This window comes from Glycomyces tenuis DSM 44171, from assembly GCF_000427885.1.
In the GTDB taxonomy this organism is placed as follows: Bacteria; Actinomycetota; Actinomycetes; order Mycobacteriales; family Micromonosporaceae; genus Glycomyces; species Glycomyces tenuis.
Genome location: NZ_ATYW01000017.1, coordinates 43,879 through 68,443 on the forward strand (window position 1 = coordinate 43,879; position 24,565 = coordinate 68,443).

A 24,565-nucleotide genomic window follows, 5' to 3' on the forward strand; every position below is an offset into this window, starting at 1 on the left:
GGACGAGGAGCAGCAGGCGATCATGGTCGCCCTCGCGGTGTGGCGGGACAACCGCTGCAACCAGTGCGGTGGGGACCTCGAAGAGACCACGTCCGAGGAGAACGACGGCACCCCCGGTCACGGTGCCTATTTGCCGTTGCTGCCGATCCGCTGCCACCGGTGCACCGCCCTCGCCAAATCGGAGGCGCACTACCGGGATTTGAAGGCCGAGCATCCGCATGCGCTGATCCACCGAGTCGAGCTCCACCCGCCCCGCATCGCCTAACCGGAGGGGGTGGCCGTGTCCATCCGCTCCGTCTCGGTCAACGTCAAGGCGAACATTCGGCAGTACACGGCCGCGATGACGGACATGGCCCGGACGACCAGGTCGTTCCGGGAGGAGCTCGCCGCGACCGCCGCGAAAGGCCAGGGCGACTTGGATGCGGTCGCGAACGGGGCGATCGCGTTCGGTGCCGCGCTCGGCGGCGCTCTGGCGATCGGTGTGGCGCAGGCCGTCGAGTTCGATCATGCGATGGCGCAGGTCAACGCCGTCAGTGGTGCGACGGCAGCCGAGTTCCAAGACCTTCGTCAAAGCGCGATCGACATGGGCGCCTCCACAGCGTTCTCTGCGACGGAGGCCGCGAACGCCACCGAAGAATTGGCCAAGGCTGGCCTCTCAGCCGCGCAGATCACCGGCGGTGCGCTCGCTGGCGCCCTGAACCTCGCCGCGGCGGGCGGCGTCGGGCTCGCCGAAGCCGCCACGATCGCCGCGAACACGCTGAACCAGTTCAACCTCGAAGCCTCCCAGATGACCTCGGTGGCCGATACGCTCGCGGGTTCGGCGAACGCCTCCTCCACGGACGTCACCGGGCTCGGCGAGTCGTTGAAAAACGTCGGCACCGTCGCCGCACAAGCAGGGTTCACCGTCGAAGAGACCGTCGGCATCCTCTCCGCGTTCGGCGACAACGCCCTCGTCGGCGCCGAGGCCGGCACTGCCTTGCGGACGGTACTGCTGCGGCTCATGGCCCCCACCGGAGCCGCGAAAGAAGAGATGGACCGGCTCGGCATTTCCATTTTCGACGCCAACGGTGAGACGCTGTCGGCAGTAGAGATCGTCCAGCAGCTCGAGCATGGCCTCTCGGGGCTGTCGGTCGAGCAGCGTACCGCCGCACTGAACACGATTTTCGGTGCCGAGGCGATCGCGGGCGCGAACATCATCCTCGCCGAGGGCTCGGCTTCGATCAACAACTACATCGGGAAAGTCTCCGAGCAGGGCGTCGCCGCGGACACTGCTGCGAAACGCATGGACTCCCTCAAGGGCGACGTCGACATGCTCACCTCCGCACTGGAGGGCCTCGCGATCGAGTCGTCCGGTGGCGTCTCCTCCGCGCTCCGCGTCCTCGTCCAAGCCGGCACCGACCTGATCGACACGTTCAACTCCATTCCCGCGCCCGTCACCTCCACCGTTGCCGTGATCGGGATGCTCGTGGCCGGCGGCCTGCTCTTGTCCGGGATGGCGGTCCGCGCCCGCGACAAGCTCGCCGAAATGAATGCGCAGCTCACCGCCATGGGCCCCGCCGGGGCCAGGGCCGCGACCGTCCTTGGAAAGGTCACTCGGGCCGGCATCGTTGTCGGCACTACGTTCGCCGGGCTCCAGCTTGCCTCCGCCGCGCTGTCGGCCATGATGCAGAACAACCTGAACCCTCAGATCGACGCGTTCGCCGTCGGTATCGAACGGTGGGCAACCGAGGGGAAAGCCGCTGGTGAGGTCGCCCGCATCATGGGTGACGACATGTCGATGCTCGGCGATTCACTGCTGTGGGCATCGGAGTCGGAGCAGGGCTCGATAGCAGGCGGCGTCGGCAAGTTCAAAGAGGCCGTGCTCCCGTTCCTGAAAGAGTTCGACGGGTCGGTCGCTAAGAGCACGGAGCGGATCCAGGCAATGGACTCCGCGCTGGCGACGCTGCACGGCGAGAACCCTGAGGCCGCGGCCGATGCGTTCTCCATGATCGCCGCCGAGGCCGAGAAGCAGGGCCTGTCGATGGAGCAGCTTCAGGCGATTTTTCCCGAATATCAAGCGGCCCTTGAGACCACGACAGCGAAAACCGAGGAAGCCACTGAGGCGGTCAACCCCTATGCTGACCAGCTGCAAATCCTCGCCGACCACTTCGATTTGACTGGGGAGTCCGCAGAGCAGGCCGTCGCGGACATGATCGCCGCCTGGACCGAGGGCGCGACCGCGTTCATCGACATGCTGAGCGTCTATAACGAAGCGCTCGCCGAGCTCGATGAGGGCCAGAAAGTCACCGCCGAGAGCTTCATCCAGGGCCTTCGTGACCAGGTTGCGGCACAGCAGGAGTGGGCCGACAACATGACGTACCTGGCCGGTGAGGTTCCCGCTGCCATGCTCGACGAGCTCGCCCGGATGGGACCCGAGGGCGCCGAGATGGTTGCGCTCATGGCCTCCATGACCGACGCCGAACTCCAGGAAGTGGTGGAGCTGTGGGGGCAGCGCGGTGACGCCGCGGGCCAGGAGATCGTCGACGGGATCCTGGAAGGCACCGAGGGGTCGATCCAGGGCGCCAACGATCTACAGAACGTGATCGATTCCCTGCACGGCACGACGATCACGATCACGACCCGGCAGGTGCAGCAGTTCATCTACCAGGAGCACGGGCTGGGCGCGTCGGAGCTGGTGAACCGGTGGGGCGGGGTGTACCACGCCCGGGAGGGCCTACTGCGGAACGCACAAGTGTTCTCGGCGATGTCGCCTGCACGGTACGCGTTCGCGGAGCCCGGCACGGGCGGCGAAGCGTTCATCCCTAAGCGCGGCAAGCACGCGCGGTCGATGGCGATCCTCTCTGAGGCCGCGTCGTGGTACGGGGCTGAGGTGGTCCCGGCTGGGCAGCAGTGGCGCAGCGCCCGCCCGATCCCCATCTCCTCGTCGGCGAGCGGCGGATCCTCAGGTTCGCCGTACGAGGCCGCGAGGGTCGTGATCGATTTCGCGAACGCCGACGGCGAGTTCAACCGCTGGTTTAGGAAGCTCGTCCGCGTCGAGGGCGGCGGGTCCGTTGAGAAAGCGTTCGGGAGGGGCTGATGGTCTTCCCCCAGGATGTGCTGGATTTGACGGTGGAGTTGGCGCTCGACGCCGACCTCACCGCCGACCCCTCCACCTGGGTGTGGACGGACATCACCGATTTCGTCGAGCCGCGCATCAACATCACCGGGGTCGGCAAGTCCGATGAGCAGACGAAAGCGTCCTCAGCGAAAGCGACACTCTCAGTCGACAACACCGACGGCAGATTCGTCCGCCGGAACCCGCTCTCTCCGTACTACGGTCAGCTGCGGAAAGGCACCCCGATCAGGGTCACCGCCTCTGATGGCGTCATCGATCCCTCGGTCAGGTTCCGCGGGTTCATCGCGGAACTCCCACCCAACTGGGAGGGCGGGTACGGGGACCAGTGGGTCGAGATCACCGCCAGCGGGGTCCTCCGCAGACTGGACCAGATCGACATCACCGACTCCGCGCTGAAGCGGTTCGTGCTGGGCACCACGAAACTCCGCGCCTACTGGCCGCTGGAGGACAGCTCTGGTGCTACCTCCGGCGCCTCGGCTATACCGGGGCAAAACCCGACATGGGCGAACGGGTCAACCGAGGACGTGTCGTGGGCGTCGGCCTCCGACCTGCCCGGGTCCGGGTCATTGCCGTCGCTCGGGGAGGGCGCGCAGATCGGCGCCCGCATCAACGGCGGCACCGCCGCCGCATGGATCGTTGCCCTCGCCGCGAAGGGCGAGCTCGACTCCGACTCCTCCGATGGCGAATGGCTGTACGCGCGCATCGAATTGACGGGGACGGGCGTCTACTACGTCGTCATCGGCACCGACGACAGCGTCCGGGTCCGCATGATCGATTCGGACACGGGCGCGACGGTGACCGAGGTCGACACTGCGACGCTGCTGGGGACGCTCAACCTCATCGGCAACTGGCACACCGTCGCCGTCGCCGCAAGCGGCGGCACCGGCAACGTGACATTCTCGGTGTTCATCGATGGGCGGCTCGGCGCCACCCTCGGCGTCACCGGGACCGGCCGAAGCGTCGGCCGCGTCGACCGGATCTACTACCCCCACATCTTCGACTCCGCAGACATCCAGTCGATGCAGGTCGGGCACATCACCGTATGGACCAACGTCGGCCTCGTGCTCAGCACCGACGACATCTGGAGAGTCGCTTCCTATCACGACGCGGCCATGGGCTACGCCGGTGAGACCGCCGGCGACAGGATCCGGAGAGTCTGCGCCGAGGAAAGCATCCCCTGCGAGGTCATCGAAGGTGTCGTGGTGGGGAATCTCCCCGCCTCCACAAAAATGGGCCCGCAGGAGCCCGCATCGATCGGGGCGCTCCTCGAAGCCGCCGCCAGCGCCGACGAGGGCCTCCTATATGAGGACCCCGCTACTGGCGGGATCGCGTATCTCGCGAGATCAGCGCTGTACGAGCGGGCCGTCGACACCCCCGCGATGATCCTCGACATCGACGAAGGCGACATCACCTCGGACTTCGAGGTGGAGGACGGGGACCAGTTCACGGTCACCGACATGACCGTCTCCCGCTCGGGCGGGTCGTCGTCCCGGTACACCGCGGTCCCCGAAGGGGAAGTCCCCTACCCCAGATCAATAACTTTGGATCTCGCCTCGGATGGGGCGACGTGGCATCACGCGTCCTGGGGCGTCCACATGGGCACCGTCGACGAGTACCGGTACCCCGTCATCGAACTCGACCTCGGGTCCCGCCCTGAACTCATCCCCGCGTGGGTGGCGTGCGGCGTCGGATCCAGGATCACCATCGACCATCCGCCGCCAGGGCATCCACCGGATGAGCTGGACCTGATCATCATCGGCTACAGCGAGATCCTCGACGGAGTGGACTGGAAAGTCCGCCTGAACTGTGCGCCGGCCCGGCCGTACCAGATGGGTCAGCTCCCCGGGACGCTGACCACCGTCTCAGAGGGTTTCGAGGATTCGACGTTGGCGTTCACCGTCACCGATGGCGGGAATGCGGCGTGGACCCGCACCCAGGATGATGCGCATCGGGGGTCGTGGTCGTGGCGGTCGGGTGTGATCGCGGACTCCGAGTCCTCGGACGCGATCGTCACTGTCCCAGCGGGATGCACCAGGGTCAAGTTCTGGTACAGGGTGAGCTGTGATGGCGGGTTCGACTTCTTCCGGGTGATCGTCGGCGGCGTCACGCGGCTCGAGGACTCCGGGGTGTCGGGCTGGATCCAATCCGGCTACATCGACGTCACCCCTGGTGGGACGGTCACGTTCCGGTACATCAAGAACTCCTCCAGGGCCCTGTTCGGCGACAGAGTCTATGTGGACGATATCCAGTTCGAGGGCGGCACCGGCACTATCGACAACGGCCGGTCCCGGCTGGACACGGCCGGATCCGAGCTCGCCTCCTCCGTCGACGCCGACGGCACCACCATGGTCGTAGCGACCACGCAGGGGCCGATCTGGGTGTCGGACCTGTCCGGGCTGGTCCTGCCAGGTACCGCCGGGTCCTACGCCTCCACCCCGCACACCGTGGCATCGGACATCACCGCCGCCGCCGGCTTCGACGCGGCCGGATCAGACCCTGCCGTCGCCCCCTCGGTCACCGCCACCGTCCCCGGGCTCCTGGTGTGCGCGTGGACCGGCTCGGTCACCGACGGCACCTACACCATCCCCGGTTCGATGACCCAGGTAGCGGAGCAGCAGGGCACGTTCTACGGGCCCTCCACGGTCGCCATCGAGGCTGTGACAGCCGGGGCGACCGGCACCCGGTCGGCCACCGCGGGCGGGGCGCACGACTGGTCGGCCGCATCGGTCGTCCTCCCCGGCGCCACCGTGGAGGACACGGTCTGGGACACCGCGGTCAACGCCGGCATCTCGGTGGGCACGGCCGCGGCCGAGACCGGCTGGTGGGTGATCGCGGTGCACGCTGCGGGGTGGGACGGCCCCGATGCGATGGGCCCGCCCGACGGGTCCTGGGACCTCATCGCTGACTCGACCGCGCAGGCCTCCTCGACACGGACCGCAGTGTGGGCCCGGCAGGTGACCACACCTGGGGTGCAGACGGTCACGGTCGACGCGGTAACGGCCAACATCGACCACTTCCTCACCGTCTTGGTGGTGTCGGGTGTCGTGATCGACTCTGGCCTGGACATCACCGGAAACTTCACCCTCGAAGCCGACCTCGATGTCACCGACTGGTCTTCTGGTGCGACGCAGGCGATCGTCTCCAAATACCTCGGGACCGGGAACAACCGGTCCTACGGGATGTGGATCTCCGGGGCCGGGGCGCTTCAGGCGGTGTGGTCGACGGACGGCACCAGCGCTGGCCGGTCCATCATCTCCTCGGCGACGCCGGTCCCGGCCCGCGCGGCGGGTGTGCGGGTCAGTCTCGACGTCGACTCCGGATCAGACCATACGGTCGTGTTCTCGTACCGGGAAAGCGACGCCGACGACTGGACCGTATTCGATACGCAGGTGATCGCCGGAGTCACCTCCGTGGATGCCGGGACGGCAGCGCTGGAGATCGGCGCCCACTCCGGCGGTACCGCGGACCCGCTCGCCGGGACCGTGCGGGCCGTCCGGGTTTACTCGGACGGCACGTTGATCGCGGATGTCCGACCCAACGCGCAAGCCATCGGCGCGACGTCGTTCACCGATGAGGACGGGCGGGTGTGGACGGTGCACGGGTCCGCCGCGATCGCATCCCTGGAGACGATCGACCTCGCTATCGGCGGTGAGGTCGTCACCGCCACATCGATCTCCGGTGCTTCGTCCCCGCAGACGTTCACCGTGACCAGGTCCGTCAACGGCATCGCCAAGAGCCATCCGTCCGGGACTGCGGTCGCGTTGGCGCACCCGATGATCCTCGCGATGGGAGATTGACCATGCCGCACCTCGCCGGGCAGAAACTCTACGCCGAAGACCTCAATCTGGTGCCGATGGAAGCGGTCCGGACCGTCGACATCGACACCGCCTCCACCACCTACCAGTTCGGGTCCACGACCTGCGGGCAGACGTTCACCGCCCCACCGTCCGGGCGGGTGAAAGTGCAGGTGTACGCGCACCAGCAGAACACCTCCGGCGCCGGGATCACGTTGTGCTCGTTCCAGGTCCGGCAGGGCACCACCACGGGCGGGACGCTCGTGTACGACGATCTCGACCTCACCGCCTACCGGACGGTCGGCACCACCGGCATCCAGGGCGGCGCGGGGCGGATGACGCTCGTCTCGGGTCTGACCTCGGGGAGCACGTACACGGCGTGGGCCGTCGTCCGGGTCACCTCCGGCACCGGCACCTGGCACACCACCACCATTTTCGTTGAACCCACGCTCTGAGGGGATTCACCATGTCCACCAACACCACTGGGGTGCGCCGCGCCCAAGTAATCGGCGCGACCCTTCTCGTCGTCGCGCTCGCCGCGCTCCTGCTCGTCTTCCGCGCCGGCCCCACACCGGTCGCGGGATCGACGTACACCACCAACGATTCGACGGTCTACCAGGACTTCGGTGGGACCGTCCGGAACACGGGGAGCGGCTGGTACGTCCTCGACGACGCCGGGCACACCCCGGACGACATCACCATCGGGACCGTCACCTCCACCTACGTCCAGGTCCACTACCCCGAATGCGCCGAGATCACCAGCGCCATCGTCGCCCCCGACGACACCTACGCGCGGGTCTACGGGGCTTCTTTCGGTGCGTCCGTTGGGCTCTCCTACCTGCTCATTTACGGGTCGATCAACGACAGCTCGGACTCCGGGACGGCGGCCGACACGTGGGACCCGACCACCGACTACAGCGCATCCTCGAACATCTGGATCACGGGCCGCTGCATCCCGGAATAGCCGTGCTCTGACGAGAGGAGACATCGTGGCCGAAGTACACGACTGGCACCTGCTCGACGCCGAGCGAGGCCTCGAGGTCCGCCAGACCACGCCTGATGGCGAGGGGAACTGCTGGGAGGTCCGATGCCCGGACGGGCGCGTCGAAGTCCTCGATGACGACGAGTTCGAGCAGTTGCGCTGCGAAGGACCCAACCCGAAGGGGCTGGACTGATGGCGATGGGCTCGTCCTACATCTCCCCCGCGATCGAGCGGGTCTGGCTCGGCGCCAAGCAGACGATCCCTGGTGTCCGGCTCGGCGGGATCTTCGCCCGGAAACGCGGCTACCACAACACCCGCCGAAACAACCAGGCCTCCTGGCCTGGCGACTACTCGATTCGCCTGTCGATGGACAAGCAGGGGTCGGCGACGCTCGCCGCGGCGATCGACCTGACCATGTCCACCACGGAGATGAAGAAACGCACCGCCTACCTGCGCCGGTCCGCGCTCGATGCGCGGGATGACCGACTCCGGTGTCTGCGGGAGTTCATCGGCACGCTCAACGGCAGGCGGGTGTTCTGCCTCATCGGGGGGAACGCCGGGCTCGGTGAGGGCCGCGGCGAGGAGGACTGGGGCCGGGATTCGTCCCACCTATGGCACGTCCACCTGAGCATTCTGCGTGCATTCGCTGCGGACTGGGCTGCGCTCGAGGGCATCGTGTCGGTCCTGTCTGGCGAATCGTGGGAAGCGTGGATCGCGCGCAAGGGCGGCTCATCGGTTTCCAACGTCCCGACTCCGACGCTCCGCGAGGGCGACTCCGGGCCGGACGTGGCGGCGCTGCAACGCGCGCTGAATGAGGCGATCGGCGCTGGCCTCACCACTGACGGCGACTTCGGCCCCGCAACGGCTGCGGCGGTCCGGGTACTGCAAGAGCGCGCGGGCATCACCCGAGACTCGATTTACGGCCCGGCTTCGGCGCGGGCCCTGGCTGACCTACTGGAGGACGATATGAGCTGGGATGAAAAGATTCCCCTGGTCACGGGCCAGGGCGTCAGCTATTCAGGTAAGGAGTGGCCGGCGAGTTTCGTGCTCGCGTCGGGCCATTACTACACGCTGAAGTACGGGCAGACCGTTGTCGCCGAGCAGGCGAAGCAGACCGCGCTGCTCCAGGCGATCGCCGCGGGCCAATCGGGGCTGACCGAGGAGGCTATCGCCGCCGCGGTCGCCGACGGTGTCCGTGCCGCAATCCCGCCGGTCTCCCAGATCGCCGAGGCGGTCGCTGCCGCGATCGACCACGACCTGGACACCGCCGCGGTCGCCGAAGCGCTGCGGGAGGTCCTCGGCGGGCTCGACGGGTCCGGCGAGTAGTCGAGGGATGTGGCGTGACGGATGAGGCGATCGGCCGCGAGATCCGGCAGCTCCGTGACGACATCAAGGACGACCTCGGGGAGATCAAGGGCGAGCTGGGGAAGCTCTTGCCGCGTGAGGTGTACACCGCGCGGCATGAGGCGCTCACCCGCCGGGTCGAGTCGCTGGAGCGCGAAGCGGAACTCGCTGAGACACGCCAGACCGCGACCCGCCGGTGGATGGTGTCCGCTGTGGTGATCCCTCTGGTGTCGATGACGGTGATGATCATCCTGGCGGTGACATGAGCAAGCTCGCGAAACGCCGCCTCGGGGACTGGGCGTGGGTCGGTATCGCGGTCGTGATCGCGATCTTGCTGGCGTGGACGCTGACGCAGGTGCAGCAGCAGGCCGACCGGATCGAGGCCCTCGCTGCCGCCCTGGAGGCGGAGCAGCAGGCGACCGAGGACCGGGGTGAGACGCCGGTCGCGCCGGACCCTGACGAGTTGATCGAGGACCCGGACGCGGAGGGCCCGCCCGGTCCTCCTGGCCCGCCGCCGACCGACGAAGCGGTGGCTGCCGCGGTCGCGGAGTATTTCGAGCAGCACCCGGTCGAGGACGGCGAGACACCCTCGCCCGCTGCAATCGCCGCCGCCGTCACCAACTATCTCGCCGAGCACCCACCGGAGCAGGGCGAGCCCGGCCCGCCCCCTACGGCGGGGCAGATCGCTGCCGCTGTCGAGGACTACCTGACCGTCCACGCCCCCTCCGATGGTGTGGACGGCGCGCAGGGTCCGCCCGGTCCACCGGGTGAGGACGGCGCCGATGGGGAGGACGGCCGGCCACCAACTCCCGAAGAAGTAGCCGCGGCGGTCGAGACCTACATCGAGGAGCACCCGCTCCCGCAATGCCCGGCCGGGACATCCGCTGAGGCCCTGACCGTATTGACCGTAGGCGCGCCGACCGAAATCGTCGGATGCGTCGTCCAAGAAGGAGAATGAGATGTCCGATACCACCCGAGCTGCGCTGTACGGCGTCGCTACCGCGGTCCTGGCGCTGCTGTCGGTGCTGGGCTACGTGTCCGCTGACGAGCAGTCTGCTTACGCTGAGGCGGTCGCCCAGTCGCTGGTCGCGCTGGCGACGCTGATGGCTGCGGTGAAGACGTTCAAGCAGCGCGGCGACACCAAGGCCGAGTAGCACTCGCCGCCGCGGGCGACCATCGCGGACGAGCCCGGTCGCTGCTCCCTCACAGGGGGTGGCGGCCGGGCGCTTTTCTGCGCTCTTGCGCGCCGTTGCACGCACTTATATGCCCACTAGTATCCCGGAGATTCCCGAGGTTTCCCGCCAATTCCCTACGTGCATGCAACACCATTACTTGCGTGTATGCATATTCCCTGGAAGAAATTCCCAGCTCAATCAGGGTTTGTGTAGGTAATACATTTGCTTGTGTGCAACACCGGCGTTGCGCTGGGGTGTCACACCGGTGTGACATTCCGACGGGAGTCCATCCTTAATGCACGAGCATCGTCCGATGTCCCACTCGAGAGACATTTATCCTCCGTTCGTACGAGGCCGTGACAGCTCAACATGACGCGTCACTATATACGCCGCTCGGTGGTACTCTTATCCGCGCGGGCCGCGTTGCGCAACTGCCGCCCGCAACCGTCCGGGGTAGCTTCCGGGCGATGAGTCTCCGGCCCGTCCGTTTCCCCGGCGGGCCGGAGAAATCCATCCGAGGGGAAGCGAAGGGGAAACACCACGACCCACACCCCACCTGGCGAGGCCAGGCCCCCAGAGACGGAGAAGCCCGCCGCGAGCGGTCACTCGACGACGGGCAGAGATCTCCGATTGCTTAGGAAATTACTAGTTCAGGAGATGTCTTGAACCATACCATCGTTTCGCGCGAGGAGCCGTATCACGGTGATAACAGCTCGCCGTTCGACCAGGTCAAACACACCGACGAGCATGGCAACGAGAACTGGACCGGCCGGTCCCTCCAGCCGCTCATGGAGTACTCCCGCTGGGAGGACTTCGCGACCGTCATCGAGAAAGCCAAGGATTCCCTGCGCCTCGTCGAAGGCCCCGAGCAGGCCGATCGTCACTTCGGCAAGTGCCGAAGTGACGGAGGGCGCTGGGGTAACCAGCAGATCGATGACTATCGCCTCACCCGGTTCGCCGCCTACCTCACTGCGATGGCCGGCGACGACACCAAGCGCGCCGTCGCCGAGGCCCGCATCTACTTCGCGGTCAAGACCCGCGAAGCCGAGGTACGAACCAATCTGACGGAGATCGAGGTGGCCCGCCGCTACCTCGCAGCACTGGAGTCCAAGCAGCAGCTTGAGGCTCAGGTGGCTGTCCTGGAGCCGAAGGCCGCAGTCGCTGACCAGTTCCTCGGCTCGGAGGACACGATCTACCTCAACGACCTCGCGAAGAATCTGAAGCTGACCAGGCACCGCCTGATCACGATCCTCCGCGACGAGGCGGTGCTGTACGCCGATGAACTCCAGTACCGTGCCGGCTTCGAGGACTGGTTCTGCGTCGAATGGGACTGGGTGTCCACGATCGGACAGCACAAGAAGGCGCTGAAGGTCACCCGGAAGGGGGTGCGGGCGATCTATGAGCTGTTGGTCGAGGGCGAGTGGATCAGCCCGGATCGGCGGCGCCCGACGCACGGGCCGCCCGATAACCGTCCCTGACCTGGCTTTGTACTGACGCCAGTAAGAAGGCCCTGTCTCTTCGGAGGCGGGGCCGTTTCGTCGTCTACGGCAGCGGGTCAGGCAGCGCCGACTCCATACCCGGAACGTCCTGGCATGCCCCGCACGGCACCAGCTCATCTTCCTCGGTGTCAGGACCGATCCGCTCGGCGAGGCCGATCGGGTCGGTCCAGGAGAGGTACCCGGTGCTACCGCAGATGCGGCAGTTCTCGGACCCGGGGTAGGGGATCGGGATCTCGAAGCGGGCCTGAAGCTCGGCGGGGGGCGGCATGGGGGCGTTGTCGGTCATGCTGGTGTAACGATCGCAGCGCCCGCGCGGCACGGCCTCGTTCGTCATGTCTCGGGGTAGATGATCCTGGCCCCGCACTCCTCGGCGGCCCGCCACGCGACCAGTTGATGCCACTCCGCCGACACCACCCGCTCCGGCCGGGACGCCCGATACGACTCGTCGGTCAGGTAGGTGACGATCGGGTTCTCCGGGCCGTGGACGGCGGCGAGGTCCGCTACCGTCTGGTCGGTGTAGGCGACGAGGTCGGCGAGCGCCTCAGCGTTCAGGCGGTAGATCGGCTCCCCCGCTTCCCATCTGGTGACCGTCCGCCGGGTGACCCCGATCGCCGCGGCGAGGCTGGTCACGGTGAGACCGAGGGATCGACGCAGGCAGAGCAGCCCAGCCCGGTTCATCTCCGACGGGTGCTGCACTGCGGGCCCTTCCCATGTAGGTGTGTGGGGTCACGATAGCGCTGAGGCGTGTGAGGGGAAACCGCAGTCGTCGACCTCCAGGTCATCCACCGGCTCGGCGGCGGCCTCGAACGCGGAGGCGACCGCCCGAGCAGCGATGCCAGCGGGGCTCGTGTCGGTGTCGTCGAGGTCCAGCTCCACCCGGATCGTGGGCCTCCCGGCGAGGACGGCGGTGGCGAGCGCGCACAGCGCCGCCACGCGCGGGTCATCCGCGCCAGCCTCAGCAGTTTTCAGGTGGGTTTCGGCGCGGGCGGTGAGCTCGGTGTAGCGGGACATTACGAGTCCTCTCGGGTGGTGTACCGGCCCGGCGATACCCGCCGGATGCGGCCTTGGCTGTGCATGCGGGAGAGGGTCGGGGCGATCACGCCCGGGTCGGCCTGGTCCCCGGTGCCTGCGAGGGCTTCGGCGATGTCGGCGGCGGTCATCCCCTCCGGGCTGCTGGACTGCTCCAGTATGGCGGTGATCGCCTCGGGGCGGCGTCCCTCAGACGGGCCATTGCTCAGGTCGAGGCCGTTCGCCTTGGCGATCGCTTCGAGCTGGGACCGGACCGCGTCATACACCTCCCCGCCCTCATCAGGGACTTCGCTGGTGTCGTCGCCATGGGTCAGGTAGGTCATCATCCGGTCGTCGACGAGCTGATGCCGGTTCGCGTAGGCAGCGCCCGCCGCGGCCAGACCCTCGGCCTCGGTGAGGCCACCCTGGACGAGATGCCGCCTGGCCCACGAGACATCGGCGATCGTCGCCCCATCATGCAGCCTGGGCTTCGACGGGTCGGTGGTCTGGATGTACGGCGCTTTCAGGTGGATCGGGTCGGCCTCGGACAGCAGGTAGAACTCGCCCCGGTGGTTGGGGACGGGGAGCTTGTAGTCGTTCGTGAGCCTCCCGGTCTCAGCCCAGTCCTTCGACCGGAACGCGTTGTTCACCGCGATGTTCGCAACGACATCGCCGCCGCGGTCGCCGAAATGGTCGACGGTCGAACGCTGGGTGGCGAGGTGGACGTTGACATCGCCGGAGGCGGCACCGCGCAGCTTCATCGACGCCAGCTGGGAGGCGGTCACCCACTCCCCCGCGAACCCGATCTGCTGCCGGGATTGGGCGACGAACGAGAACTCGTCGAGGAACACGATGATCTTGCGCCACTGCCTGCGGGACATAGGCTGGCGCTGGCGCCACCGTGCTACTCCCATGGCCGCGGCCATCATCGCGAGCGTGTCGGTCTGGCCGTGCGCGACCCAGTCGATCGGCGGCCGGAGACCGGTGTTGTAGTACGGCTCCAGCCACGGACCCACGAGGTCGTAGAGCTTCTGGACGCCACCGATCCACACGATCGCGTCGGTGCAGCGGGTGGCGTGCGCGAGCTTGAGGTTGATCAGGGAGGATTTCCCGGACGTGGAGGATCCGATGTCCCTGGTGTGCTGGTCGAGCCGTTCGCGGTGCTCGCGGCCGTCGATCTCGACACCGACCAACGCGGGGACGGTGATGCTCGTGGGCGTGGGGTCGTCGACGTAGAGGATGACTTCGGCCATGAGGTCCCGGTTGGTGACGGTGATCGAGTAGGCCCCAGCGGCGCGCTCTTTCCGGAGGCGGACCCAGTCGGACTCGACGCTGCGGCCGGTGATCTCCGCCAGGGCGATCGCGAGCGGCTCCATATGCTTCTGCGTCAGCTCAGCCTGGGCGCCGGCCCGCTCGCCCTTCGCAAGGACGGTCTTGGACTGGGTGCGGACGCGGAACTGCCAGCCCGCATCGGACCGGAGCGGTTCGGCTCCGGGCAGGACCCGCACGAACCCGAGCCCGGCGCGCTTCAACGCGGCCTTGAGGACCTTCTCCTTGGTGCCGAGCAGCGCGTCGTCGTCCTCGGTCTCGGCGTGGGGCTTGGGCGGGGCGGTGGTGAGCCGCCACTCCAGGCCACGAGCGGACCAGTACACGCCGACGGACAGCAGCCCGAGCGCTATCACCATGATGATGCCGGACGTCCACGACAGCGGCAGGAGCACGGCGGTGATCGTCCACGCCGCATACGCGATCGCCGAGGCGCTCGTCCCGATCCACACCTGCCTGCGCTGCCATTCAGCGGTACCCCGCCACATCGCGCACGCGTCGATGATGGCGTGACTGATCAGTACCGTCACCACCGCGAGCGCGGACGCGAGCGCGACCGCGAGCGGCATCCAGAGCAGCCCGGTCGCCCCTATGACGGCCAGTGCCAGCGACACGGCCGTGGCCGCGCCGACCCAGAACGTCTTCCACTCGATCACTGCCATCTCCAATCTCGTAGCCCGGCGGCCAGTCGGCCGCCGGGCAGTGGGTTAGACCGACTCGTAGGCAGCGGCGGCCTGGCGGCGCTGCTCGGCGGTCTCCTCCAGGCGGGCGGCCTCGGCCAGGAGCGGCTCGGCGGCGGCGTCGTTGCCCTTCTGCTGCCATTCGTTGGCATGGGCGCGCAGGGCAGAGGCTTCCTCTTCTTTCGTGGTGGCTTCGGCGCGCAGCTTCTGTGCGGCGTCGCGGGTTGAGGCGCGGAACGTCTCGGTCGACGAGGCGTCGATCATGTGGGCGTACGGGTTATCGGTGCGGTCGGACATGGTTCTCCTTACGGTTGTTGGCTTGGGCGCCTTGGGTTTCGGTTGCTTCGGTGCGGGCGGCGAGATGAACCCGCCGTCGTCGACGTTCAAGAGCTTCGGCGCGGGCCGCGGCGCTGGCTTCCAGTTCGGGTCCGGCGCGATCGGGAATCCGGCGTCGTCGAACTCGAAGTCATCGGCGGGAGCGGGCTCCGGCTTCTTCTCGGTCTTGGCCTTCGGCTTGTCGGGCTTCTTCGCGCTGTTCTCCTTCTTCTTGTCCTGCTTGGACTTCTCGCCCTTGGTGTCGTCGCTCTTCTCGTCGGTCTTGGTGTCGTCGGACTTCTTGCGTCGCAACCACCGCCAGCGGCGCCTACCGCCCTCAGCCGTGGGCTTACCGTCGGCCTTCTCGTCGGCCTTCTTGTCGCTGGACGGCTTCTTGCCCGAGTCCTTCTTCTCGCTCCTGCGCTTCCGCCACGCCTCCCGCTCGGCCTTCGCCGCGGCACGGCGCGGCCCGACCCATGTCGACGGGTTGGCGCGGCTGCGTGACCACCTGGCGCCGACGGCACCCGACGGCGCGGCCGACTTCGACCCGGCGCGGCTCCCGTGGGATCCGCCCGTGCCCGATGTGGCGCGTCGTCCGCGTGACCGTCCGGACGAGCCGCGCCCGCCGGAGCTGCCGCCCGCGTGGTTAGCGCTCCGGCGTCCGGTGCCGAGCCATGACCGGAGTCGCCCGGTGGGGCGTCCGGTGTGGCCGCCCGATCCGGCGGCCTGTCCGCTCGTCTGCGCCGATCCCTTGGCGGACCGTCCGGAGCCTCTGAGTCGTCCGATCGGATTCCACCGCGATCCGCGTCCGCTCCCGGAGTCGTGCCCGCGTCCGCCGCGCTTGGACCGTCCGCCGAGACCGAGCCCGCGCGCGACTCCGGTGCGTCCGGTCGGGCCAGTCGTCCACGTGCGAGTGGTCCGGGTGGTGCGTCCGCTCCGCCGCTGCCACCATCTGGCGACCGCCATGATGACGAGCCCAGCGACAGCAGCGATCGCGGTGGCGATCAGCAGCCACACTGAGATCGACCACAGCACGATCACCAGCACGACGGCCAGCAGCGGCACCGCCCACCCCCACAGGCGCGACGCAGGCACACCGCCCTGCTTCTTGTCGGTGGCGGCGGTCTCGCGCGCTGGCGGCTCCTCAGCGCGCTCCTTGGTCTCCTTGGGCGGCTTGACGCCGTCGAACAGGTCAGACATGGGGTTCTTCTCCTTGGGTCTTGAGCGAACGAACGAACGCCTGGTAGGGGGTCTGGCCTGCACGAACACGAGCAGGTCCCCCACGTTCGGCGTGTTCGTTCGTTCGGATGCAGGTCACTGGGTCCGCCTCCCCACGGCGGCCCGCACCCACACGGCCCCTCGGAGCAGCAGCGCCCCGACGAGCACGACGGTCGGCAGCGCGGCCACCGCCGCGTCGACGAAGGCGAAGATCAGGCCCGCGAACCCGGCAACGGGAACCGCGACCCCGAACACGATCAAGGGCACTCGACTCGGGTGGGCAACGGGCCGCGGCGTGCGGACTGGCGCGGTCATGAGGACACCTCCCGTCCGGCGCGGATGGCCTCAGCGCGGGCGGACAGTTCGTCGACGCGTTCAGGGTTGGACTGCATCCACGAGTGGATCGCGGACTTCTTCCGGACACCGCTCACAGCCGCCTCGATGGCGCGGGCGCCCGGACGCTTCCCGGTGTCCGACCACAGCTGGACGATTGCTTCCTCAACGGCGGTGAAGTCCCCGGACGGGCGCGGCTTGGCGGGCGAGGGCTTCGCGGGCGCCTGCTTGGACGGACGCGCCTTCGGCGCGGACTCGATCGCTGGGGCGGGCTTGGACGCCGGACGCGGCTTGGCGGCAGGAGGCGGCTCGGCAGGTTTGCGCCGGAACGAGAGGCGGAACCGCCGGACAGGACGCTTCGCGGCCTTCACCGCATTGGCGGCAGCAGCCTGGGCGCGCTCGGCTTCCCAGGCGGCCAACTGGGCACTGTCAAGGGCGGACTCCAGGGCGGCCTGTGCCGCCTTCGCGGAGGCCATCGCCGAGCTGCGCATGGCGGCAACCTCGGTCCTTGCCAGGAGCCTGGCGGCACCAGAGCCGACACGGTCCCTGACGTCGAGGGACCAGGCCCGCCATGTCGACCGGGGGTAGCGGATCCACCGGCGCACCCCGAACCGCTCCGGCGGGTCCGGGATGAGTCCGAGTTTGCGGAGCGCGTCGCGGTGCTTGGCGCCGGAGCGGACCTCCCACACGATGATCGCCGCGAGAGAGGACGCGCCGAGGACTGAGGCCATGACCAGGTCGTCGCGGTGTGCGACGAAGTTGATCGCGGAGGCGAACCCTGCGGCGATCCACGTCATCGCCGCGGGAACCAGGGCGCGCTCGCCCTTCAGCCGCAACTGGTGCGCGGTAAGCGCCATCGACAGCGCCAGGCCCTCCAGGAACACGGCCATGCCGATCCCGAAGATGATGGGCCAGCCGCGCTCGGTCGCCATGCTGATCTGCCCGTACACGGCCACATACAGGGCCATGGCGTAAATCCCGGATGAGTAGACCGCCGGGGCGTTCCCGGCGACGAACACGTAGACGCGCGTCGCGGCGGCCCTGGCGCGCTCGGTCCGCGCCTGACGGCGGGCGCGGCGCCGCTCAGCACGGCGGGCACGCTTAGCCTCGCGGTCCGCGGCCTTGGCTTCGCGCTCGATGCGCTCGATCTCGGCCTCACGGTGGCGCAACTCGATCGCGGACTCACGTTCACGGAGCCGCCGGGCGGACTCGGCATCACGCTCGGCGATGCGCGCCTCGGCCGCGCCGGTCCTCCGGGTGACCTTCGCGGCGGCCTTCGACTCGGCCTCGTGGGGCTGACGTTGTCCCGGGGGCGCTTGTACAGTGGTGGCATCCATCGTCTGGTCCAGTCCATTCGGTGGCTAGAGAGCCTCGTCGGGTAGCGGCCCGCCGGGGCTTTCGTCGTTTCTGGGAGTCGTACTGTCCCTATAGTATGTCTCACTGTGAGACATCGCTAGGGGTGGGGCTGCACGGGTTCTTCTCCGTCGGGTTCCGGACACGCGAAAGGCCCCGCCGGAGCGGGGCCTGTGGCTGGCCGGCCTGCGACAACCAGGAGACCAGCCGTGGTCAGCCTACGCGGCCGGACTATCCCCGGCGGGGAGGCGGGGCCGGGTGTCGGCTCAGGTAGCGGCGTAGTAGTCGCCGCAAGCAGCGATCGCGGCCATGATCGGGTCGTCCCGGTAGCCGCTGTAGCCCTGGATCAGGCCGACGAGCCGCTGACCGTCGTCGGTGTACCGGTAGGCGGCCAGCGGCCCGTCCGGGTCGGTGGCGGACCGGAGGTCGAGGAGCCCGATGGCGAGGTCGGCGACGCCCTCGGGGATGCTCCGGATCTGCCCGGCCGGAGTGATGAGGACCCGGTCTCCCCGGTAGCCCCAGCCGGTGATCGTGACCGGGGCGTCGTCGCGGCCTTCGGCCTCGGCGAGCGCGTCGTACAGGGCCTGGCCGGTCGGCATCCCGGACGCGTCGGTCTCGGTGAATTTGCGGCCGCGGAGCTCGTAGTACCCGTCGCCGGGGATGGTGGGGACGTACGGGCGCAGGGCGTCGGCGTTCCAGATGGCGGCTCGGTTGCCGATGATGGTGCGCCCGCCGTCGCGGGCGACGGTCACGAGCCGGTAGTTCGCGGGGAACATTTCGGCCCAGGCGGTGGTTTTGACGGTCATGTCGGTGTCCTTTCTGGTGTGGTGCCCCCGGCCGGAGCCGGGGCCGGAGTGGCTAGCGGTTGTAGCAGGTGTCGCAGGTGTAGAACTCGAACACCGCGGCACTACCCTTGCGGAGCCCGGCGAAGAAGTCGTTCGCGTAGGAGACCAGCTGGGCGGCGGTGCGCGGCCAGTCGCCGTCCTGCACGATCTCGGGGAACGCGTCGATGAAGTGGTCGTCGAGGTAGCCGCGGGCGATGTTGCGGACGTCGCGCTCGTGCCGGCAGACAGCTCGGGTCGTGTGGCGGGCCTGGGCGGCGTCGACGCGGGGGCGGAGTTGGCAGGCGAGGTGGCGGCGGGCCCAGGCGAGGGCGGTGCGCTTGTCGGTGGGGGCCTTGGTCGTGGCTACCATGGGGTTCTCCTGTTCTAGCGGATGGGAGTGGGCGGTCCGGGGATGCTGTGGAGGTGATCCGGGCCGCCCGTGGTGTTCTGGCCGGGGGTGGTGGGTCAGTAGCCGACGCAGGAGGCGACCAGGCCGAGCTGGGCGGTGTGCTTGTCCCACTCGGCGTCGGTCAGGTGGACCTCGGAGGGGTCGATGCCGGCGATCGCCATCGTGTCGCGGGCCTTGAGGCGCTGCACCAGGGCTTTCAGGCCGGGCTTGGCGTATTTCGCGGGGCGGTCTTCGAGCGCGAGCGAGTAGTCGATGAAGATGGTGAGGAATTCCTCGGTGCGGTCGGCCTTGGGGGCGAACGCTTCGGCGCAGCGCTGGGAGGCGGCCTGGTACGCCTGGTAGGCGGTGGAGGTGGTCTTCCAAGTCTGGTAGCTCATGGGTCCGAGTCCTTTACGGAGTGGCCGGGGCTGGTCCCCTTGCCTCATACCCCAATGTTACACCCTAAATTAGGGTGTAGCAAGTCGAAGGGGTCACCCGAACGGATGAATCTCCCTAACGGCCATGGCGCGCCGCCGCCACCGTCATCGCCTGGTCCAACACCGGGTGCTCGGACCGGTACTTCCGGAGCGTCTTGGAGGACACGCCGGCGCGCCTCGCCGCCGCGACTATGGACATACCACCCTCGATCATGGCCGCGATCTCATCGAACAAGACCGCATCGAACCCACGCCGGCGATACCGGTCGGCCGCGCACTCCATGGCCGCGGCCAACTCAGGATGCCGCTCAGCCTTCCGATAGATCCCCGCCTCAGATATCCCGAGCCGCTCCCGAGCCTCCTGGATGGAAGCACCGCCCTCCAGCAGCTCGATGGCGCGGTCGACGAGCAGATCGGAGATGTGAGTGTACTGCCGCGCCTCAGCTTCGACGATGTCCCGCAGGTACAGGGACAGCAGACGCTTGGCCTCCTCCAGGCGCTCATCTTCATGGAAGAGATGCAGCAGCTCGCCCGGTGAGATGCCGGTGTCGGCGTGGGCGTCCTCCTCACTGCCCACCGAGCGGCACAACGCGGCGAAGAAGTCGCCGACGCGCGCTGCCCGCTGCACACTGATCGGAGCGCCCTCCAGCGCACAATGCAGCTCGGAGTCGATCAGGGCGGCGGCCATGACCGCCTGTGTCGTCACGCCGACCTCGGCGACGGCCGCATCGAATGACCAGCCGCCGTTGATGATCGCGATGACCGCATCGCGCTGCTCGCGGGTGAGCCGCTTGCCGCGCTCGGCGGCGCCTTTCTCGGCGTTCGATCGCCGGCACCGGTAGCACCGGCCCCCGGACTGGTAGCCCGAGAGCGTCCCGCACAGCTCGGGCTTGGCCGCACAGACCGGGCCCTCGCTCACTGGGCGCGCCGCCCCTCAACCACGACTAGGCCCGGCACCTCTTGGGCCACGCGCATGAGGACCCGCCGATGCCAGGAGGCCGGCCAGCGCACCACGGTCCCGTCGTCGTGCACCCTGGCGGTGGTCTCCTCTCCTGGACGGTCGGCGTGGTAGTCCTCGTCGCTGTAGTAGGTGGCGACGGCGGGCTCGGGGGCATCCATGAGCGCGTCGACGTTCATACCGACGATCTGCGCGGTGACCTCCTCGAGCCGTTCGATCTCGAGCCGGATACGATCGGGGATCTTCGAGCGGCCCTCTTCCCAGTCGCGGATCGTGCGCGGGTTCACGTTCAGGCAGCGGGCCAGCCAGGGCCCGGAGACCCCGAGCCATTCGCGGACGGCCTTGAATTCGAGCCCGATCATGCGCTCGTTCTCGGGCATGCCGGGCGGGTCGGTGTAGTCGGTCATGGTGTCTCCAAACGGAAGGCCCCCGGTTCCCCGGGGGCCTCGCTATGGTCGGTTAGGCCTCGTGGGCGGTGAAGACCTCCTGGACGACGGCCCAGAACTCGTCGGGGGTGACGTTGTCGCGGTCTTCGAGCTTGAGGACCAGGGCCTCGCGGACGGTCTCGGGGAGTTCGTTGTCGCCGATGGCGGCGGTGAGCTCGTCGCGGATCTCTTCGCGGTTGAGGGTGGTGAAGTCGGTGATCTGGTCGCCTTCAGTGTTGATCATGATCGAGTCCTTTTTCGATCGGTGGTCCGGGGCTGTTCCCCTTGACCTGATGAACTCCACTCTACACCCTAATTTAGGGTGTGACAAGTCGGGAAGGGTTCGAATTCAAATGTTCACCCGAACGAGTGACACCGCCCAGCTAGCAGCACCTAACCTCACCAGCGCTCGGCACCCTCGGCGTAGATGACCGCTACCGCGTCCCACGCCAGCCACTCCACCCCGTCTTCATCACCGATGACGCAGATGCCCCACTTCTCGACGGCGGCGACCTCCGGCGGCGCGAACCCCTGCGACCGGATGTAGTCGGTGAACGCATCCCCGGTGTCGGTGGCCGTGTCGTACTCACCGATCAGCGCGTCGTTGCGTTCCCGGTCGCCGGTGACTCTCACCTGCTTAACCATCAGTCAGTGCCTCCCCGGTGCCTGTGATGCGCCTGCGGTATCGGATCCGGTTCTCGCTGTCGTAGACCTTGATGTCCAGGACCGATCCCGGTTTGAGATAGTGCGCGGTGTTGTCCTTGCATCCCTGCCCCTTATAGTCGCACGGTTGGACGTTGAGGAACAGGCTCGCCTTGGTTTCCCCGGTGTGGAGCATGTCGGCGGCGGCGTTGCCCTCGATGTGTCCTTGAGCGGGTTTGGTGTGCCGCCATTCGGGTTTGACCTCGCCGGGCTTGAACTTCGTCTCCCCTGGTGTCGCCTTCAACGGCCGGTCGTTCTGCCGCCCCGTGGCGAAGAACAGGTTGCCCTCGGCGGTGCCGGCCTCCTCGTAGGGGCGGATGCCGGCCATGCCTTCGCGTGGGGGGATCGTCGAGGGGTCGCGTCGTAGTGGCTCGGCCGCTGGCGTCACCGGAGGCGGCCCCGGTGGAGCGCCGCCACCTCCACCACCCCGGAGTGCCTCGGCTTGCGCGAGCACGGTCTCGGCGTGGCCGATTGCCGTTTGGGCTGCCGCCTGCTGCTCCTCGATGGCGTCCACGATCGCGGCCGTGTCGCGGGCCTTCCCCTCGGCGCCGAGGCTCGTGAACCGGTCGCGGACCTCTCCGGCGGTGGTACGCGAGGCGGTGATACTGACTGCGGCTGCGCGGATCTGTTCGAGGGCGTCGCGGATCGCGGCGGTGAGGGTGTCGATTGAGGGCACGGGGCTCCCTCCGTCAGGGGACGAGGGGGACGCTAAACGCCGTGGGGGTTGGTTGGTAGGGGTCTGTCGGATGCCCGACAGTGCCTGCGCCCTGTCTACGACCGCTCGGCGCCTTCGGGCCAGACCACCGTCACCGGCACACCCCGCTCCTTCGCGGCCTTGACGGCGTCCGCTGTGCCGCCGGTCTTCCACTCCGGTGAGGGCTGGCCGTCCCAGACCGCGATCATGGCATCGACCTCGTCGAGCATCTGGGCGTTGGCGGCGTCGTAGGCGGCCATCGAGGACGACTCGGCGACGTACCGGACCTCGTCGGCGGCGTCAACGAGCGCGTCGAACACGGGCAGGTGGGCCTCGGAGACGCGGGTGTCGCGGTAGTCCGGGGCCGGGAGGAGCGCGACCAGGCGACCACCAGCGTCAAGCACGGCTTGGGCGAAGAGGCTGTCGGCGCCCTCGGCGAAACAGGAGTACCCCACCAGGTGGTCATGGCCGGCGAGGAGCTTCTCGAGCTCGACCCGCACCAGCTCGCATGTCGCGGGGGTGAGGTTCATGTGGCCGGTAATGCCGATCCGCACAGAGGTCTCCTATCTAACTGCGAGTTCGTCCCGCAGCTCGACCGCAGCGGGGATGGACGGATAGCGGGCGGCCTCGACCAGGAGGCGGCGGGCGTACTCCTCGACGCGCGCCGACTGTACCGTCACCGCAGCGTCCAGGGCCTGCCGGGCGTAGACGCAGGCGTGTTCGGGTTCGTCGGCGGCAAAGTACACCAGCGCGGTGTGCCCGAGGTTGAGGACTTGCCCGCGCGGGAGGGGCCGGGCGAGGCGCGCGGTCCGCTCGGCGGCGTCGACGGCATTCGGGCGGTCGCCGGTGAGGTGGAGGCATTGGGCGATCCGGCCGTCGAGCCAGGCGTGGCCGACGTGCGAGATCCAGTCGGGGGCGCCGGGGCGGTCGGCGCGGTCCATGTCGGTCTGCGCGGCGACGATGAGCCGGGCGACCTCGACGGTGTTCCCGCCGAGGGCTTCACCGTGGGCGACAGCCATGCGGGCTTCACCGATGAGCGCATGGTCGCCGAGGCGCACGGCGCCGTCGACGGCGGCACGGCCGGCTTCGACTGCTGTCGTGGCGTCGCCGGTGATGGCGGCCTGATTGGAGGTGGCGATGATCGTCTCGCACGCCAACGGGCCGTTCCCGGCGTCCTCGGCGAGCTCAAGCGCCCGCGCGAAATGCGCGGAGGCGGCGGCTTGGACGCCAGCGTCGAACGCCGACCATCCCGCGAGGAGCGCGAGCTCGGCGACCGCGGACTGGAGCAGCCCACGAACCGGACTGGCGACCGGGCCGGTGAGCATCGGGAGTGCGACGGCGTCGAGGTAGGCCGCGATCGAATGGGTGGCGTGCGTCCCGCCGTGGTGTGAGTCGAGGGTGCGAAGCGTCGCGGTCATGGACCGGACGATGTCGAGCTGCGGGGAGCCGACCTGGCCGCCGCTGGATTCGGCGTCGGGGATGGCGGCGCCCATGAGCGCGAGGGATTGGAGGATGATTCTGCGGCGCACGCCGTTCTCTCCACAGGTCGCGAGATCGGACAGGAGCCCGTGCGTCCCAAGCTGTGTCTCCAGGTCGCGCAAGAGCGGGGCGCCCGGCGACTTGTGGCCGTTCTCGATGTTCCGCAGATGCGACTCGGAAGTGTGGCAGGCCTGCGCGAACTCGGGGCGTCCTCGTCCGGCGCGCTCCCTGAGCGACCGGATGACGCGGCCAAAGCTACGGCGGTCATCGGCGGTCGTCATCGGTGCGGCCCCGACGGAATCAAACGGAATCACTCCAGGTGTGGAGATTCATGCGTGCTGCGTCCCACACTACACAGGTAGGCACTGCGCGTCGTCCCCTGCTGACCCGGGCGGCGCCGGACAGACTGCGGGCCGCCGCGAGACCTTGGATCGGGCGGCGGCCCGTGCATCACCAGACAGAGATCGGACCTCTGACGATGACACAGCCCAGACTACGACCAGCCAGCCCACCAGG

The 24,565-nt window shown here is 68.3% G+C and carries 28 protein-coding genes; 11 read left to right on the forward strand and 17 right to left on the reverse strand.

Annotated features, from left to right (window positions below; genetic code table 11):
- Positions 1–22: 22 nt before the first annotated feature.
- The 11 genes from YWW_RS0118195 (at position 23) to YWW_RS34275 (ending at position 11,888) form a co-directional block, all read left to right on the forward strand.
- Positions 23–265, forward strand: a complete 243-nt coding sequence (locus tag YWW_RS0118195; RefSeq protein ID WP_026931229.1) for a hypothetical protein — start codon at positions 23–25, stop codon at positions 263–265.
- 15 nt (positions 266–280) lie between these two features.
- Positions 281–3,076, forward strand: a complete 2,796-nt coding sequence (locus YWW_RS34270; RefSeq protein ID WP_155830247.1) for a phage tail tape measure protein — start codon at positions 281–283, stop codon at positions 3,074–3,076.
- Positions 3,076–6,912 (forward strand): hypothetical protein, encoded by a 3,837-nt coding sequence (locus YWW_RS0118205; RefSeq protein ID WP_026931230.1) that lies wholly within the window; start codon positions 3,076–3,078, stop codon positions 6,910–6,912. Before YWW_RS34270 ends, YWW_RS0118205 begins: the two co-directional genes overlap by 1 nt.
- A gap of 2 nt (positions 6,913–6,914) precedes the next feature.
- Positions 6,915–7,364 carry a hypothetical protein gene (locus tag YWW_RS0118210; protein WP_026931231.1) on the forward strand — a complete coding sequence of 150 codons (450 nt, stop codon included), beginning with the start codon at positions 6,915–6,917 and terminating at the stop codon, positions 7,362–7,364.
- An 11-nt stretch (positions 7,365–7,375) separates the two neighbouring features.
- Positions 7,376–7,873 (forward strand): hypothetical protein, encoded by a 498-nt coding sequence (locus tag YWW_RS0118215; protein ID WP_035696914.1) that lies wholly within the window; start codon positions 7,376–7,378, stop codon positions 7,871–7,873.
- Between the two features lie 25 nt (positions 7,874–7,898).
- Positions 7,899–8,084: a hypothetical protein gene (locus YWW_RS0118220; protein WP_026931233.1), complete on the forward strand. Its 186-nt coding sequence runs from the start codon at positions 7,899–7,901 to the stop codon at positions 8,082–8,084.
- A complete protein-coding gene (locus tag YWW_RS0118225) occupies positions 8,084–9,217 on the forward strand; it encodes a peptidoglycan-binding domain-containing protein (protein WP_026931234.1) in 1,134 nt (377 codons plus the stop codon). The genes YWW_RS0118220 and YWW_RS0118225 overlap by 1 nt, the downstream gene beginning before the upstream one ends.
- A gap of 14 nt (positions 9,218–9,231) precedes the next feature.
- Entirely contained in the window at positions 9,232–9,501 is a 270-nt protein-coding gene (locus YWW_RS0118230) for a hypothetical protein (RefSeq protein ID WP_026931235.1), read from the forward strand.
- Positions 9,498–10,193, forward strand: a complete 696-nt coding sequence (locus YWW_RS0118235; RefSeq protein ID WP_026931236.1) for a hypothetical protein — start codon at positions 9,498–9,500, stop codon at positions 10,191–10,193. The genes YWW_RS0118230 and YWW_RS0118235 overlap by 4 nt, the downstream gene beginning before the upstream one ends.
- 1 nt (position 10,194) lies before the next feature.
- Entirely contained in the window at positions 10,195–10,389 is a 195-nt protein-coding gene (locus YWW_RS0118240; RefSeq protein WP_026931237.1) for a hypothetical protein, read from the forward strand.
- Between the two features lie 683 nt (positions 10,390–11,072).
- Complete coding sequence (locus tag YWW_RS34275; RefSeq protein ID WP_051326003.1) at positions 11,073–11,888, forward strand: phage antirepressor KilAC domain-containing protein; 816 nt, start codon at positions 11,073–11,075, stop codon at positions 11,886–11,888.
- A 64-nt stretch (positions 11,889–11,952) separates the two neighbouring features.
- Here YWW_RS34275 and YWW_RS0118255 read toward each other — a convergent pair whose 3' ends face one another.
- From YWW_RS0118255 to YWW_RS0118335, 17 genes are all read right to left on the reverse strand, one after another.
- Positions 11,953–12,243 (reverse strand): hypothetical protein, encoded by a 291-nt coding sequence (locus YWW_RS0118255; RefSeq protein ID WP_026931238.1) that lies wholly within the window; start codon positions 12,241–12,243, stop codon positions 11,953–11,955.
- On the reverse strand, positions 12,240–12,587 hold the full coding sequence (locus YWW_RS0118260) for a helix-turn-helix transcriptional regulator (protein ID WP_081883401.1): 348 nt from the start codon (positions 12,585–12,587) through the stop codon (positions 12,240–12,242). The genes YWW_RS0118255 and YWW_RS0118260 overlap by 4 nt, the downstream gene beginning before the upstream one ends.
- A 48-nt stretch (positions 12,588–12,635) precedes the next feature.
- The gene (locus YWW_RS0118265; protein WP_026931240.1) at positions 12,636–12,920 is read right to left on the reverse strand and encodes a hypothetical protein; all 285 of its coding nucleotides are present in this window, start codon (positions 12,918–12,920) and stop codon (positions 12,636–12,638) included.
- On the reverse strand, positions 12,920–14,905 hold the full coding sequence (locus YWW_RS0118270; RefSeq protein ID WP_155830248.1) for a hypothetical protein: 1,986 nt from the start codon (positions 14,903–14,905) through the stop codon (positions 12,920–12,922). Before YWW_RS0118270 ends, YWW_RS0118265 begins: the two co-directional genes overlap by 1 nt.
- 45 nt (positions 14,906–14,950) lie before the next feature.
- A complete protein-coding gene (locus tag YWW_RS0118275; protein WP_026931242.1) occupies positions 14,951–16,438 on the reverse strand; it encodes a hypothetical protein in 1,488 nt (495 codons plus the stop codon).
- Positions 16,439–16,552: 114 nt separating this feature from the next.
- Positions 16,553–16,771 carry a hypothetical protein gene (locus YWW_RS36085; RefSeq protein WP_155830249.1) on the reverse strand — a complete coding sequence of 73 codons (219 nt, stop codon included), beginning with the start codon at positions 16,769–16,771 and terminating at the stop codon, positions 16,553–16,555.
- On the reverse strand, positions 16,768–18,126 hold the full coding sequence (locus tag YWW_RS34280; protein ID WP_026931243.1) for a DUF2637 domain-containing protein: 1,359 nt from the start codon (positions 18,124–18,126) through the stop codon (positions 16,768–16,770). Before YWW_RS34280 ends, YWW_RS36085 begins: the two co-directional genes overlap by 4 nt.
- Positions 18,127–18,408: 282 nt before the next feature.
- Positions 18,409–18,948 (reverse strand): hypothetical protein, encoded by a 540-nt coding sequence (locus YWW_RS0118290; protein WP_026931244.1) that lies wholly within the window; start codon positions 18,946–18,948, stop codon positions 18,409–18,411.
- 52 nt (positions 18,949–19,000) lie between these two features.
- Positions 19,001–19,336: a hypothetical protein gene (locus YWW_RS0118295; protein ID WP_026931245.1), complete on the reverse strand. Its 336-nt coding sequence runs from the start codon at positions 19,334–19,336 to the stop codon at positions 19,001–19,003.
- A 95-nt stretch (positions 19,337–19,431) separates the two neighbouring features.
- Entirely contained in the window at positions 19,432–19,752 is a 321-nt protein-coding gene (locus tag YWW_RS0118300) for a hypothetical protein (RefSeq protein WP_026931246.1), read from the reverse strand.
- Between the two features lie 115 nt (positions 19,753–19,867).
- Positions 19,868–20,710 (reverse strand): hypothetical protein, encoded by an 843-nt coding sequence (locus YWW_RS0118305; protein WP_026931247.1) that lies wholly within the window; start codon positions 20,708–20,710, stop codon positions 19,868–19,870.
- Entirely contained in the window at positions 20,707–21,156 is a 450-nt protein-coding gene (locus YWW_RS0118310; RefSeq protein ID WP_026931248.1) for an Aca2/YdiL-like domain-containing protein, read from the reverse strand. The genes YWW_RS0118305 and YWW_RS0118310 overlap by 4 nt, the downstream gene beginning before the upstream one ends.
- A gap of 52 nt (positions 21,157–21,208) precedes the next feature.
- The gene (locus YWW_RS0118315) at positions 21,209–21,418 is read right to left on the reverse strand and encodes a hypothetical protein (protein ID WP_026931249.1); all 210 of its coding nucleotides are present in this window, start codon (positions 21,416–21,418) and stop codon (positions 21,209–21,211) included.
- 155 nt (positions 21,419–21,573) lie between these two features.
- On the reverse strand, positions 21,574–21,819 hold the full coding sequence (locus YWW_RS0118320) for a hypothetical protein (protein WP_155830250.1): 246 nt from the start codon (positions 21,817–21,819) through the stop codon (positions 21,574–21,576).
- Positions 21,812–22,552 carry a DddA-like double-stranded DNA deaminase toxin gene (locus tag YWW_RS0118325; protein WP_026931251.1) on the reverse strand — a complete coding sequence of 247 codons (741 nt, stop codon included), beginning with the start codon at positions 22,550–22,552 and terminating at the stop codon, positions 21,812–21,814. Before YWW_RS0118325 ends, YWW_RS0118320 begins: the two co-directional genes overlap by 8 nt.
- Positions 22,553–22,647: 95 nt before the next feature.
- Complete coding sequence (locus YWW_RS0118330; protein ID WP_026931252.1) at positions 22,648–23,124, reverse strand: protein kinase family protein; 477 nt, start codon at positions 23,122–23,124, stop codon at positions 22,648–22,650.
- A gap of 9 nt (positions 23,125–23,133) precedes the next feature.
- The gene (locus tag YWW_RS0118335; protein ID WP_026931253.1) at positions 23,134–24,330 is read right to left on the reverse strand and encodes a helix-turn-helix domain-containing protein; all 1,197 of its coding nucleotides are present in this window, start codon (positions 24,328–24,330) and stop codon (positions 23,134–23,136) included.
- Between the last annotated feature and the right edge of the window lie 235 nt (positions 24,331–24,565).